This is a genomic window from Pseudomonas sp. (assembly GCF_041601375.1).
In the GTDB taxonomy this organism is placed as follows: Bacteria; Pseudomonadota; Gammaproteobacteria; order Pseudomonadales; family Pseudomonadaceae; genus Aquipseudomonas.
This window is the reverse complement of record NZ_JBFIIG010000006.1, coordinates 1-14,053: the sequence shown is the minus strand read 5'-3', so window position 1 is coordinate 14,053 and position 14,053 is coordinate 1. Positions and strand designations below refer to the sequence as shown.

Annotated in this window: 12 protein-coding genes; all 12 read right to left on the bottom strand. The window is 62.0% G+C overall.

What is annotated here, in order from left to right; all coding sequences use genetic code 11:
* Positions 1-11 precede the first annotated feature (11 nt).
* The 12 genes from fliG to ABZE94_RS01785 all read right to left on the bottom strand — a co-directional run bounded on the left by fliG (position 12) and on the right by ABZE94_RS01785 (position 13,916).
* On the bottom strand, positions 12-1,028 hold the full coding sequence (gene fliG, locus ABZE94_RS01840; RefSeq protein WP_372873829.1) for a flagellar motor switch protein FliG: 1,017 nt from the start codon (positions 1,026-1,028) through the stop codon (positions 12-14).
* Positions 1,021-2,817 (bottom strand): flagellar basal-body MS-ring/collar protein FliF, encoded by a 1,797-nt coding sequence (gene fliF / locus ABZE94_RS01835; protein ID WP_372873828.1) that lies wholly within the window; start codon positions 2,815-2,817, stop codon positions 1,021-1,023. Before fliF ends, fliG begins: the two co-directional genes overlap by 8 nt.
* A gap of 16 nt (positions 2,818-2,833) precedes the next feature.
* Positions 2,834-3,163, bottom strand: a complete 330-nt coding sequence (gene fliE / locus ABZE94_RS01830) for a flagellar hook-basal body complex protein FliE (protein ID WP_372873827.1) — start codon at positions 3,161-3,163, stop codon at positions 2,834-2,836.
* Between the two features lie 500 nt (positions 3,164-3,663).
* Positions 3,664-5,067 carry a sigma-54-dependent transcriptional regulator gene (locus tag ABZE94_RS01825; protein WP_372873826.1) on the bottom strand — a complete coding sequence of 468 codons (1,404 nt, stop codon included), beginning with the start codon at positions 5,065-5,067 and terminating at the stop codon, positions 3,664-3,666.
* A gap of 4 nt (positions 5,068-5,071) precedes the next feature.
* The gene (locus tag ABZE94_RS01820) at positions 5,072-6,286 is read right to left on the bottom strand and encodes a PAS domain-containing sensor histidine kinase (protein WP_372873825.1); all 1,215 of its coding nucleotides are present in this window, start codon (positions 6,284-6,286) and stop codon (positions 5,072-5,074) included.
* 611 nt (positions 6,287-6,897) lie between these two features.
* Positions 6,898-8,370 carry a sigma-54 dependent transcriptional regulator gene (locus ABZE94_RS01815; RefSeq protein WP_372873824.1) on the bottom strand — a complete coding sequence of 491 codons (1,473 nt, stop codon included), beginning with the start codon at positions 8,368-8,370 and terminating at the stop codon, positions 6,898-6,900.
* Positions 8,371-8,780: 410 nt separating this feature from the next.
* Complete coding sequence (locus tag ABZE94_RS01810) at positions 8,781-9,077, bottom strand: flagellar protein FliT (RefSeq protein WP_372873823.1); 297 nt, start codon at positions 9,075-9,077, stop codon at positions 8,781-8,783.
* A gap of 28 nt (positions 9,078-9,105) precedes the next feature.
* Complete coding sequence (gene fliS / locus ABZE94_RS01805; protein WP_372873822.1) at positions 9,106-9,486, bottom strand: flagellar export chaperone FliS; 381 nt, start codon at positions 9,484-9,486, stop codon at positions 9,106-9,108.
* A gap of 154 nt (positions 9,487-9,640) precedes the next feature.
* The gene (gene fliS / locus ABZE94_RS01800) at positions 9,641-10,027 is read right to left on the bottom strand and encodes a flagellar export chaperone FliS (RefSeq protein ID WP_372873821.1); all 387 of its coding nucleotides are present in this window, start codon (positions 10,025-10,027) and stop codon (positions 9,641-9,643) included.
* A 3-nt stretch (positions 10,028-10,030) separates the two neighbouring features.
* Entirely contained in the window at positions 10,031-11,431 is a 1,401-nt protein-coding gene (gene fliD, locus ABZE94_RS01795) for a flagellar filament capping protein FliD (RefSeq protein ID WP_372873872.1), read from the bottom strand.
* A 68-nt stretch (positions 11,432-11,499) separates the two neighbouring features.
* Positions 11,500-11,871, bottom strand: a complete 372-nt coding sequence (locus ABZE94_RS01790) for a flagellar protein FlaG (RefSeq protein WP_372873820.1) — start codon at positions 11,869-11,871, stop codon at positions 11,500-11,502.
* A 77-nt stretch (positions 11,872-11,948) separates the two neighbouring features.
* Positions 11,949-13,916 (bottom strand): flagellin, encoded by a 1,968-nt coding sequence (locus tag ABZE94_RS01785; protein WP_372873819.1) that lies wholly within the window; start codon positions 13,914-13,916, stop codon positions 11,949-11,951.
* Positions 13,917-14,053: the final 137 nt, after the last annotated feature.

Sequence of the window (14,053 nt, the reverse complement as noted above, 5' to 3'; positions counted from 1 at the left end):
ATCTTCTCCGGTTAAACCATCTCTTCGCCACCCTTGCCACCGAGGACGATTTCCCCGGCTTCGGCCATGCGCCGGGCAATGGTGAGAATTTCCTTCTGCGCCGTTTCCACGTCGCTGACCCGCACCGGGCCCTTGGCTTCCAGATCGTCGCGCAGCAGCTCGGCCGCGCGCTTGGACATGTTCTTGAAGACCTTCTCCTTGATCGCCTCGTCCGCGCCCTTGAGCGCCAGCACCAGCACATCGGAGGAAACCTCGCGCAGCAGCGCCTGGATGCCGCGGTCGTCGACCTCGGCGAGGTTGTCGAAGACGAACATCAGGTCTTCGATCTGCGACGACAGATCTTCGTCGACCTCGCGGATCGAGTCCATCAACTGGCCCTCGATCGAGCTGTCGAGGAAGTTCATGATGTCGGCCGCCCGCTTGACCCCGCCCATGCTGGCGCGGGTGCTGTTGGAGCTGCCGGAGAATTGCTTCTCGAGAATCTGGTTGAGTTCCTTGAGTGCCGCCGGCTGCACGGTATTCAGCGAGGACACGCGCAGGACAATATCCAGGCGCACCTTGTGGTCGAAATGGCCGAGCACCTCGCCGGCCTGGTCGGGGTCGAGGTAGGCCACCACGATCGCCTGGATCTGCGGATGCTCGTAGCGGATCACGTCGGCCACGGCGCGCGGCTCCATCCATTTCAGGCTGTCCAGGCCGCTGGTGCTGCCGCCGAGCAGGATACGGTCGATCAGGTTGCCGGCCTTGTCTTCGCCCAGGGCCTGGGTCAGCATCTTGCGGATATAACCGTCGGCACCCACGCCCAGGCTGGTCTGGTCGCCGACGATGTCGACGAACTCGCCCATCACCTGCTCGACCTTCTCGCGGTGCACGTTGCGCATGCCGGCCATGGCCACGCCGACGCGCTGCACTTCCTTCGGCCCGAGGTGGCGCAACACCTGTGCGGCATCGGTTTCACCGAGCGACAGCAGGAGGATCGCGGCCTTCTCGACCTTGCTCAACTTGGCGGCTGTACGGTTCTCACTCATCGGCGTTGATCCACTCTTTCACCACCTGGGCAACGCGGCCCGGATCTTCCGCCACCAGGCTCTTGATTGCATTTAGCTGCGCATCATACCCCTCGCTCGGGCTCGGCAGGAGGATGCTTTGCGGGCCGCCGAGGCTGACCCGGTCGGCGGCCAGCTCGCCGTCCAGACCGCCCATGTCACCCAGTTCGGCATCGCCATGGCGACCGCCAGTTGCCAGGCTCCGGCCTTTACCGCCACCGGTGATATTGTTCAACACCGGGCGCAACACGCCGAATACCAGGACCAGAATGAACAACACGCCGAGCACTTGCTTGACCACGTCCCAGAACCAGGGCTGGGTGTAGAACGGAATCTCGGCGATTTCTTCGCCGATCACGGCGGAGAATGGCGTATTGATCACGCTGACGCTGTCGCCGCGGCTGGCATCGAAGCCGACCGAGTCCTGCACCAGGCGGGTGAAGCGTGCCAGTTCGTCGATGGTCCAGGGCGTGCGGCTGGTTTCGCCAGTGGCGGCATCGACCTTGACCTGATCGTCGACCACCACCGCCACCGACAGGCGGCGCAGACGGCCCTGTTGCTGCTTGGTGTGGCTGATCGAGCGATCCAGTTCGAAATTGCGCGTCGATTGTTCGCGCCTGTCCGCCGGGAAAGGCGCCAGCATCGGCTGACCGGTCACCGGGTCCATGACCTGCTGGCCGTTGACGTCCACCAGCGGCTGACCCGCGGCAATCGCCCCGCCTGCGGCCGCCGCTCCACCGGCCTTCTCCGGTGCGCCCGCGGCGCCCGGCGGCTGATTGCTCAGGGCGCCCGGTATGCCCAGCGGCGACTGGCTGCCGCTGCTGCGTTGCTCGTTGACCTGTTGTTCGCTGCGCAACGCCGGCTGATCCGGGTTGAACATTTCCGAGGTGGACTCGACCGCGCTGAAGTCGACATCGGCCGACACCTCGGCCTTGTAGCGCCCGGCACCGAGCACCGGTTGCAAGATATTGTGCACGCGCTGGGTGAGCATGCTCTCCATGCGCCGGCTGTAGTCGAACTGCTTGCCGGCCATGCTCAGCGCGGACGTCTCCTGCTGATCGGACAGCAGGTTGCCTTTCTGGTCGACCACCGTGACCTGTGCCTTGTCCAGCTCGGGCACGCTGGTGGCCACCAGGTTGATGATGGCCGTCACCTGGCTCGGCTCCAGACCGCGCCCCGAATACAGCTCGACCAGCACCGAGGCGCTGGGCTTGCGTTCGTCACGCACGAACACCGAACTCTTCGGAATGGCCAGGTGCACCCGCGCAGCCTTGACGTTGTTGAGGCTGGACACGGTGCGCGCCAACTCGCCTTCCAGACCACGGCGATAACGCGTGGCTTCCATGAACTGGCTGGTGCCGAGGCCCTGTTCCTTGTCGAGAATCTCGAAGCCGATGTTGTTATCGCTCGGCGCCACGCCGGCGGCGGCCAGACGCATGCGTGCCCGCGCCAGATCATCGGCCTTGACCAGCAGCGCGCCAGAACTGGGTTCGACGGTGTAGCTGATGTCGGCGGCGCCCAGGGTCTGCATGACCTGAGAAGCGTCCATCCCCTCCAGGCTGCCATACAGCGGACGGTAATCCGGCTGCTGCGACCAGAGCACCACGGCAAAACCAATGGCGACGCTGGCGGCCAGGCCGACCATCAGGCCGAGCTGGCGGAGCATCGACATGTCCGCGAGGTTCTCCAGAAACGCCAGGCCGAACAGCGGCTTGCTCGAGTCATTGCCAGCAGTCGTGGCGGGAATGTTGCTGGCGAGTGCGTCGGCCATAATCTAGAACCTACCCTTAAACCGGCATCTGCATGATGTCTTGATACGCCTGAACCAGCTTGTTGCGCACCTGAGTCATGGCCTGGAAAGACACGCTGGCTTTCTGCGAGGCGATCATCACATCGCTCAAGTCCACCCCGCTCTTGCCCATTTCAAAGGCAGTGGCCAGTTGATTGGAGGCCTGCTGGGTTTCGTTGACCTTGTTCACCGCCTGCCCCAGCATGTCCGAGAAGCTCGGAGCACCGGGCTCCGGCACGCTGGCGACCGGCTTCTGCCGCGCCATCGCCTCGGTCTGCATGGAACGCATTTCCAGCATCAAGCGGTTGAATTCAATACCCTGGCTCATGACCTTCCTCCACTGGCCGCGGTTTTTTGACACTACGCGGCTCGTAGCAGAGGTATTGCAACAAGGGTGCCAGATAACGGCAATCGCAAGCCGTAAGCCAAAAGCTGCAAGCAACAGCCAAAGCTCGGCCCGGATGAAGCCGCAGGAGACGGGCTTCTTCTTGTGGCTTAACGATTACGGCTTACAGCTTGAATTTGCCAATATAGGGCCACACCGTCAGGCGTACTCGCGAAGCAGTACGCCGTGGCAAGGCTCCCGGCTGATGGCAGGGTGGCGGTGGACTGTTCGCTGCGCTCCTGAGTCCACCCTACGTCCACCCTCCTCGCCCAACCTGGCTACGGCTTTTACGTACAATCGGAGCACGGAGCAGACCGTAGGGCGTACTCGCAAAGCAGTACGCCGTGGCAAGGTTCCCGGCTGATGGCAGGGTGGCGGTGGACTGTTCGCTGCGCTCCTGAGCCCACCCTACGTCCACCCTTTTCGGCTTGCCGCTGCCAGCGCTAGCTGGCAAACAGATAGGCCTCCACATCCATGCCGGCATCGCGCATCTGTGCCAGCTTGTAGCGCAGGGTGCGCGGGCTGATGCCCAGGCGCTCGGCGGCTTCTTTGCGCCGCCCGCGCTCGGCGCGCAGGATATCGATGATCATCTGGAACTCATGCCGGCGCAGGTCTTCACCCAAGGCACCAGCCTCGGCCGACACAACCTCCGGCGGCAGCGGGACGCTCGCCGGCACCATCGCCAGGAACGGCCTGGGCGCAGACGCGAGACTGCCGACAGTGGCTGCCAGGCACAGATCCTGCGGCTGGATCAAACCACCCTGCTGCAGGATCAGCGCACGCTGAAGGGCGTTATCCAGCTCACGCACGTTACCCGGCCAGGCATGGCTCACCAGACTCGCCTGCGCCTGCGGCGAAAGCCGAATAGGCGCGTGATTCATTTTTTTGACGTGCTTGGCCAGCAGCCGCTCGGCCAACGGCAGGATGTCGGCCGGGCGCTCGCGCAGCGGCTGCCAGGCCAGCGGGAAGACCGACAGGCGATAGTAGAGGTCCTCGCGGAAGCGCCCCGCCGCCACTTCGCCGGCCAGGTCGCGGTTACTGGTGGCCAGTACGCGAATATCCAGGCTGATCGGCTTGCGCCCACCGACCCGCTCCACTTCACGCTCCTGCAGCACGCGCAACAGCTTGGCCTGCAAACCTTGTGGCATCTCGGAAATTTCATCGAGCAGAATGGTGCCGCCCTCGGCCAGCTCGAACTTGCCCGGCGCGCTGGCGATGGCGCCGGTGAAAGAGCCCTTCTCATGGCCGAACAACGTGGCCTCGAGCATGTTGTCGGGAATCGCCGCACAGTTGATGGCAATGAAGGGCTTCGCCGCCCGTGGCGACTGCTGGTGAATGAAACGCGCCAACACCTCCTTGCCGGTGCCGGACTCGCCGGTGATCAACACCGTCGAATCGCTCTGCGCCACCCGCGTGGCCAGCTCGAGCAATTGCACGCTGGCCGGCTCCAGCGCCACCGGACCGTCCTGCTCGGCCGCCGTCACGCGCCCGAGGGCATGGCGATCGACCAGCGCCAGCAGGGTTTGCGGCTCGAACGGCTTGACCAGATAATCCGCCGCGCCCTGGCGTATCGCATCCACCGCACGCTCGACCGCCGCGAAGGCGGTCATCAGCAACACCGGTAGTTGCGGCTGGCGCTGGCGAATCAGGGCCAATAACCGATGGCCGTCCATGCCCGGCATGTTCACGTCGCTGATCACCAAGCCAAAGGGTTCTTGCCCCAGGGCCGTGAGCGCCGCTTCGGCGCAATCCACCGCCCGGTAGTCGTGACCACCCAGCGCCAGGGTATCGGCCAGGGCTTCGCGCAGGGCGCGGTCGTCTTCGACCAGTAGAACTTTGGCAGCCATGGGGTTACTCCTGAATCAAGGGTTGCGCCGCGGGCAGCAGCGGCAAAATCAATAAGGCGCAGGTGCCGCGCGCGATCCGCGAACGCACCTGCAATTCGCCCTGATGGGCGCGCGCAACCGCCTTGACCACCGCCAGGCCGAGGCCGGTACCGGTGGCCTTGGTGGTAAAGAAGGGCTCGCCCAGGCGAGCCAGGGTGACGCTGTCTATGCCCGGGCCGTTGTCGCTGATGCACAGGCGCAGGCTGTTGCCGCGCTGATACAGGTGAATCTTCAAGCGCGCCTCGCGCCCGGCGGCCTGGATCGCATTCTCGATCAGGTTGAGCACGCTACCGACCAGGGTGTCGCGATTACACAGCAACTCGCCGTCACGGCTGTCGCATTGCCAGCGCACCGTCATGTCGCGCACATGGGGCTCGGCCGCCGCCTGCAGGGCCTCGAACCATGCCTTGGGCGTCAGCCGATCCGGCAGCGGCAGGTCGCCACGGGCGAAGACCAGCATGTCGCGCACCTGGTGCTCCAGCTCATGCAGACGCTCCTTCAAGCGCCCGGCGAAGCGCTGCTGCTGTTCGACCGGCAACACCTGCTCGGTCAAATGGCTGGCATAGAGCAACGCCGCCGAGAGCGGCGTACGAATCTGATGGGCCAGGGAGGCGACCATGCGCCCGAGCGCGGACAAGCGCTCATGCCGCGCCAGCTGATCCTGCAGGCGCCGGGTTTCTGTCAGGTCGGTGAGCAGCACCAGTTGGCCCGGCTCGCCCTGCAGCGAGCGAGTGGCAATCGACAGGCGTCGACCATCTTTCAGGGAGACTTCGTGGCCATCGTCCTCGCGCGGGGCGAAGTTGCGCGCGATCACCTGACGCCAGAGCATGCCGAGCAGCGGCAGACCGAGCAGATTGCACGCCACCGGATTGGCTTCACGCACCACGCCCTGCCCGTCGATAACGATGACCCCGCCGGGCAGCAGATCCAGCAGGCTTTGCAGGCGGTAGGCCAGGCGCTCCTTCTCGGCCAGCTCCTGCATGCGCTGGGCGCTGATCAGGGCCAACTGCCCCTTCAACTCGGCGACCCGATCCTCCAGCATGCTGTAAGACTCGCTGAACTGAGTCGACATCTGGTTGAAGCGGGCAAACGCCTGTTCCAGGCTCGCGCGACTGGCCAGCTCCTGAGGAGCCGCAGGTTCAAGTTCGGCATTCGGGGAAGGTTGGGCATTGGGCTTCATTGTTCTCTCTCGCCTGGCGAGCCGTCATAAGACAGTCAGTTAGCAGAGAGTTAGCAATACCCGTGCCTAAAAAAAATTAGCTATTTATCAATGCCTTGAAAAACAAGCCCGCCAATTGCGTCAAAGCCCCGGCTGAATTGAATGCAGCGGTGCCAAGACCCTGACTCGCTGACTGCGGCCGGCGGACGCCATTGCTCACCGAGCGGTCGGATGGGTTGGGACCGGTGACGTTGACCATACCGTAGCCTGGATGAGCTCAAGCGTAATCTGGGGCGGCGGCGAGCCTGATGCACGCCATACCGGGTCTTGAACAACCCGCGATCCGTAGGGTGTCACTCGCCGTAGGCAGTGCACCATGGTCCATCGGCGCGGCATAAAGCTGGCGGGTTGTCGCTTCGCTCCGAGGCCGCCCTACAGTGCGAAGGTATCGTTGAATCTGGGGCAAATCGCGACCCGTAGGGTGTCACCCGCCGCAGGCAGTGCACCGTGGGTTATCGGCGCGACGCAGAGCTGGCGGGTTGTCACTGCGCGCCGAGGCCGCCCTACCTCAGAATGGACACCGCCCGGGTCGCCCAGCGAACCAAGCAGCGCGCTACGCGCGCTGCTTGGTATCAGTCTTCCTGAACCTCGTCGTCACGCCGGCTCATACCGTACTTGCGCATTTTCTCGACCAGGGTGGTGCGGCGAATGCGCAAGCGCTCTGCCGCCCGGGCCACCACACCGCTGGCGTCATCGAGCGCCTGCTGGATCAAGCCCTGCTCGAGGTTGCCCAGGTAGTCCTTCAGGTCGAGGCCTTCGGCCGGCAGCATGGCCGGCGTACTGACGCCCGGCAGCCCGGCGATGATGGCTGCACGCTCCTCCAGATCCTCACGCAGGCTAGCGGTCAGGTCCTCGTCTTCATCGTCGACATGACGGAATTTCTTCGGCAGCTCGCCCACGCCGATCACCCCATAGGGATGCATGATCGCCATGCGTTCGACCAGATTGGCCAGCTCACGCACATTGCCCGCCCAGTCGTGGCGGCACAGCGACATGATCGCCGCCGAGTTGAAACGGATCGAGCCGCGCTTCTCGTGCTCCATGCGCGAGATCAGCTCGTTCATCAGCAGGGGAATATCTTCGATACGCTCGCGCAGCGGTGCCATTTCGATGGGGAACACATTGAGCCGGTAGTAGAGATCTTCGCGAAAACTACCCGCTTCGATCATCTCTTCCAGATTCTTGTGGGTCGCCGCGATGATGCGCACGTCGGCACTTTGCGTCTTGTTGCTGCCAACTCGCTCATAGGTGCGCTCCTGCAGCACCCGCAGCAGCTTGACCTGCATCGACAGGGGCATGTCGCCAATTTCATCGAGGAACAGGGTGCCGCCATTGGCCAACTCGAAACGCCCGGCGCGGCTGGTGATCGCTCCGGTAAAGGCGCCCTTTTCATGACCGAACAGTTCGCTTTCCAGCAACTCCGCAGGAATCGCGCCACAGTTGATCGGCACGAAAGGCGCCTCTCGTCGCCTGGAGTGATAGTGCAGGTTGCGCGCCACAACCTCTTTGCCGGTGCCCGACTCACCGAGGATCAGCACGCTGGCCTCGGTATCCGCCACCTGCTGCATCATCTGCCGCACCTGCTGAATGGCGCGGCTGGTACCGACCAGGCTGCGGAACAGATTCGGCTCACGCTGACGACCGCGCTCGCGCGCCTGGTCGTACATCTCACGGTAGACCTGAGCACGGTGCAAGGAATCGAGCAGCTTGTTGTAGCTAAGCGGCATTTCCAGGGTCGCCAGCACACGGCGGCGCAACTCTTCCGGCCATTCCGCAGCCGCCTGTTCGTCGATCAGCAGGATCGGCAGAAACTCGTCCCAGGCAGCCGTTTGCTTGAGGATCTCCAGGACCCCGCCCTTGGCCAGCACATCACCGAGCAATACGCTGAGCACCTCGCGACTGGAGGCCAATTGAGCCACCGCATCCTGCCAGTCACGGCTGCCACACGCGAGGTGATCTTCGCCCAGGAAATTGAGGATGACCGTCAAATCACGACGCCGCTCGCTGTCATCGTCAATCAGCAGAATTTTCGTTTCACGCCACATATTTTGATCTGATCCTGGGAGCGAACGGAAGCGCACTCTGTACGCTGGCAATTGGCCGCTAGTAAAGTCAATTTCTCGAGAATAGTCAATTTTATGGCGTGCTTTTTTTGATATTCACGACCAAGTGCCTAAGCGATTGTTTGCAAGAAGGGGGAGCAAGACCAGTAGGACGATGATCCTATCGTAGGGCGGCTTCGGAGCGAAGCGACAACCCGCCAGCTATTGTGCTGCACCAACTATCCGTGGCGCACTGCCTGCGGCGAGTGATGATGGGATGGACTCCTCCTCTTGGTGAGTACTGTGACTCTTACTCAGAACACATTACTTGGCACGCAGATGCCGCCTATAGGAGGAGTCCATATACGCCCTACGGATTGTGGATTATTGCATACTGGCTGACCGCCGACCCATCACCCGAACAACTGGTAGACCTTGGCCCCTTGCTGGGCCTGGTTCAGCTGCATCAGCTCGTCCGCCAGGCGCCGTTGCTCCGACTGACAGACATCGACCAGCTCGCGGTACAGGTCCAGCAATTCCTGCATGCGTGCGCGCAGCACGTCTTCGTCCTGCACGGACTCGACCATGGCTTCGTCAACGGCTTGGCGGCACTGCAGATCCAGTTCGCCGATGGCCGCCCAATCCTGTGCGGCCAGGGCATCGCGCAAGGCGCTTCCGGTCTTTTCCAGACGCTGGACAGATGAACTCATGAGCGTGCTCCTTAAGCGCCAGGCTGCATCACTGGCCGATCGCGTCCCAGCCGGACTTCACATTTCGCAACAGCCCCGCCACTTCATCGAGCGACGCGGCGTCATTTTTAACATTGGCCTCGAGTAGACGAGAAACCATGTACTGGTAGAGGCTATCCAGGTTGGCTGCCAACTCGCCACCCTGCTGCAGATCCAGGCCTTCGCGCAGGCCACCGATGATAGCGATGGCCTTGCCGATCAGTTCGCCCTTTATCGCCGTCTGCTGGCGCTCCATGGCGCCACGCGCCTGGGCGATGCGAGTCAGACCGCCTTCCATCAGCATTTGGATCAACCGATGGGGACTGGCATCCACGGCCTGAGCCTGGGTGTTGACGTTTTGATACTGCTTCATGGCCGTCATCGCGTTCATGCTGAATGTACTCCAGTGTGGTGCGGGAATACTTCATGTATCGGCAGTTCCGGCGGCAGCTTTAGGGCGACATGTAAAGAACACAACTGATTGATTTAACTCGTCAAACAGGAACCAGCAAGCCATTGCACAGGCCAATGAATCGCCGCCGTAATCAGGACGCGACAGGCTCGACCTCAGGCCCGATCGCACTCCAGGCATCACGTATCTGCGCCAGCAAGCCCTGCACCTCTTCCAGGCTCTGCGGAGTCTTGTCCAGCGCCACACCGGCCAGGCGCCGGGTCATGTAGTCGTACAACGAATCCAGATTTTCCGCCAGTTCGCCGCCCAGCTGCTTGTCCAGGCTGCCCTGGAGAATGCCGATGATGGACAGGGTCCCGCCCACGGCTTCGCCACGCACATCGGGACTGCCTTGCTGTTGAGCCAGCAATGCCAGGGAAATCCGCTCCAATGCGCCATCGAGCAACAATTGCACGGCACGGTAAGGACTGACTTCCTGGCTGGTCTTGACGGTTTTGTAGGTGTCGATTGGGTTATTCACGAATCAATAGTCCTGTTTAACTACGCCTGGCAGGTTGCCTAAAGACTGGGCAAGTCGCTCACTGGTCTGGTTCAACTGGCCCACCAACGCGTCCATCGCGTTGAACTGGGAAAGCAGTCGTGCCTGCATCTGCTCGACACGTCGATTCAAGGTTTCCCGCTGCTTGTCGATGCCCGTCAGGGTGGATTGCAGACCACTCATGCGTTGCTCAAGCACACCACCAGTCTTGGCAAAACCATCGATGCGCTTGTCGACGCGACTCATCAGGCCGTTATCGCCAGTAAAAAAGGCGCCCACTGCATCGAAATTATCGGTGAGCGCCGTGCTCAACGTGGCATCGTCGATTTTCAGGGTACCGTCTTTCTGGGTGGTGATCCCCAAATCGGCCAACACCCGCACGCCCTCCTGATCAGCCGGATTGACCAGCTCGTTACGCACACCGCTCAGCAGCATACGCACCGAAGCATCGCCAACCAGGCCACCGACAACCGGCGCCTTACCCTCGCCCACGGCCACTACGCTGGTCAGCTCACTGGTGGTGGCTATCAGCTTGTTGTAAGCCTCGACGAATTTCTTGATGTTGGCGGTAACCCCGGACTTATCCTGACCGACGTTGACCGTCAACGGCTTGTCCACTTCGGTCTTGCCAACCAGGGTAAAAGTTACGTCAGGGATGGCGCCATCGACGCTGTTGCTCGAGCTTTTCAGTGCCAGACCATCGATGGTGAACTCCGCATCTGCCGCCTGCTGCAGATAACCGGCAGCATCGCCCACGACCTCGCTCGCGCCATCGACGACCAGGGCAGTCAGACCGGCATCGGCGGTTTCGATGGAAATATCCTGGCCACCCCCCGTCTCCTTGGCATTCAGGACCAGACGCGAGGTGCCGTCTGCCGGATTGTTGACGATATTGGCGGTGATGCCCTTGTCCTTCAGCGCCGCATTCAGCTTGTCACGGATGCCCACCAGAGTATCGCCGCTGGCGATATCGACGCTTACCCCTGCATCACTGGCGCCGAGCTTGACGCTCAACTGGCCAGTGCCAGTCGCCGCAAAATCACTGGCCAATGCGGCGGTAGCAACCTTGCTGGCACTGGCCAGACGCTCCACCGTGACCTTGTAGCTGCCTGCCAGCGCAGTCTTGCTGGCTGTAGCCGTGAGCGCGCTGCTATTGGAAGAGGTCGCCGTGCGCTTCTCGAACAACGCCGGACTGTTGAGATTCTTCATGGCAGTCTGGAAGGTACCGAGCGCACCCTTGAGCTGCCCCAATGCGGAGAACTTGGTAGTGGACGCTTTTTCCAGACGCGCGAGCTGCGCCTGCTTGGGAGCCTTCTCGGCATTGATCAACGCACCTACGATGCTGTTGATATCAAGGCCGGAACCGATACCTGTTATGCCTGCCATGCTGACCACCTCGTCATGGAGTTGACGCTACCCCTGTAGAGACAAGAGCAATCAAGAAGCGTGCCGTTCTAGGCTTCCGCCTTGAACAGCAAACTGCGCGCCTCTTCCAGGCTCTCGGCCAGGCGCAATGCGTCTTCCGAGGGGATCTGCCGGATAACCTCGCCGGAGATGCCATCGGTCACCTTGACCACGACCTGTCCACTCGAGTCATCCAGGGCGAAATTCAGGTTGCGCTGAATGCTCTGGGCGAACGCCTTGATACTCGATACGGCCTCTTCCACCGGCTCACGTGACGGCGCCTGCTGCGCAGCGGGCTGCACCTGCTCTGCTGGCACCGCGACCGGAGGACGACCGAGCTCGGCCCCAGGAGCCGTATCGCTTCGCGGCAAACGGCTGACGCTGCCCACCTGCCCTGCATTACTTACTGCATTGATATCCATAACCTTACCTCGAATGGCAAAGCGGGGAGTAGCGCCAGGCACTACCCCCCGAGGTTCAAGCTAACCTGCCACTGAGCTTAACGCAGCAGGCTGAGTACTGCCTGTGGCAACTGGTTGGCCTGAGCCAGAATCGCGGTACCGGCCTGCTGCAGAATCTGGTTCTTGCTCAGATTGGCAGTTTCCGCGGCGAAGTCGGTATCCAGGATACGACCACGGGAAGCCGCGGTGTTTTCCGAGACGTTCTGCAGGTTGCTGATGGTCGACTCGAAGCGGTTCTGCACCGCACCCATGTTGGCGCGGGTGGTGTCCACTTCGGCCAACGCGGCATCCAGGGTGGCGATCGCCGCCTGGGCCCCTTCGACGGTACTGATATCGATCTGCTCGACCGAGCTGTCGACTGCACCGGCATCGGTGCCGGCGATGGTGTCGGCATCGGCGAAGCCCAGGTTGGTCAGACCCGTATCGCCCGCCACCGCAGTGACGGTGACGCTGTTGGCCGTGCCCTTGTCGGAACGAACGAACTGCAACTGGCCGTTATCGACGGTGGCACGCACCTCGCCTTTCAGGGTGGCATCGGCGGCGAACTTCTGGTTGATGTTGTCGGCCAGGGCTTCCAGGCTGTCGTAGGTACCGTCATCGATGGTGATGGTTGCAGCGGTGCCGCCGTCCAGAGAAATATCGAAGCTTCTGTTGGTGGTAGCCGGAACCGCTGCAACCGCTGCCGTACCGGCGGTACCGGTAGTGCTGGTTGGCCCTGCACCGAAGACGGAGGCTGCACCCGTACCGCTAACCGCCAGCGCTCCGGCTGTATAGAGGCTATCGCTGCCCACATCCACTTCGGTCAGCTGCAGGTTACCACTGCCATCCAAAGACGCTGTGACTAGCCCGTTGAGCGCACCTGCGGCAATCTGGGTATTGATCTCGTCCCGGACGCCAGCTGCGTCGGTCAGGTCAGTATTGAGGGTGAAGCTCTGGTTGGTGCCACCGAAGTCAATGGTGAAGTCCGCAGCGGCAGTGTTGGCCACGGTTGCTGCAGCAGTATTATTGGCCGGAGTACCGAATGCATTAGCTGCACCATTGCCCGCAACCGCCAGATCTGTACCGCTGAAGCCACTGCCCGCGTCAACCTCAGTCAACACCAAGTTACCGCCAGAAACGGTGGCCGTAACTTGACCCGCTGCTGCAGACCCTGCAATTTGAGTATTGATCTCATCTGCAAGAAGCTGATCAGTACCATAGGTTGCAGAGCTCAGAGTGAGACTTACAGTACCACTAATGCCTCCACCACTAAGATCCAGAGTATTGTTGGTGCCATCAATAACCAGCGTGGTAGGCGCAGCGCTCCCTGTCAGCGTGGACGCAGTTCCCGCAACACTGTTGTCAAAATCTGTGGTTGGAGCGGCCGAACCGACCAGGGTCGAGGCGCTGCCATCGACCTGGGCCGCGGCCGCGGAGCCACCCGACGCGCCGATGGTCCGACTGGTGACCGCATTGCTCGCGCTGAGCTTGGCCGCGGTGGCTTCCCGCGAAGCGGTGGTGCCCATGTCGACGGTGCGGAAGCTGGAGATCGCCACGTTGATGGTTTCGTTGGCGTTGGCGCCGACCTGGATATTCTCTTTCAGGGTGCCGTCGAACAACTGCTTGCTACCGAAGCGGGTAGTGGTGGCGATACGGTCCAGTTCGTTTTTCAACTGCACCACTTCGCCGTTCAGTGCCTTGCGCTCGGAGTCGCCGTTGGAGCCGTTGGCCGACTGCAGGGACAGGTCACGCATGCGCTGCAGGATGCCGGTGGTCTGCTGCAGGGCGCCTTCTGCGGTCTGCGCCATGGAGATACCGTCGTTGGCGTTACGTACGGCAACGCCCAGGCCGCTGATCTGGCTGCTCATGCGGTTGGAAATCTGCAGGCCGGCGGCGTCGTCCTTGGCGCTGTTGATGCGCGAACCGGTGGACAGACGCTGCAGGGAAGTATTCAGCGCATTGGAAGACGAGTTCAGGTTGCGCTGGGTGTTGAGCGACGCAATGTTGGTATTGACGGTAAGGGCCATGGTGTTGCCTCCAATGGGCTAGTACTTAAGGTAGCTGGGCGTTGCGAGCGCTTGGGCGGTTGCCTGGCTCAGGCATCCCAGTTACTTCGCATTCGTAATCTTTATCGGCGCTAAGCCAGGATGCTTTAGGGGCTTTT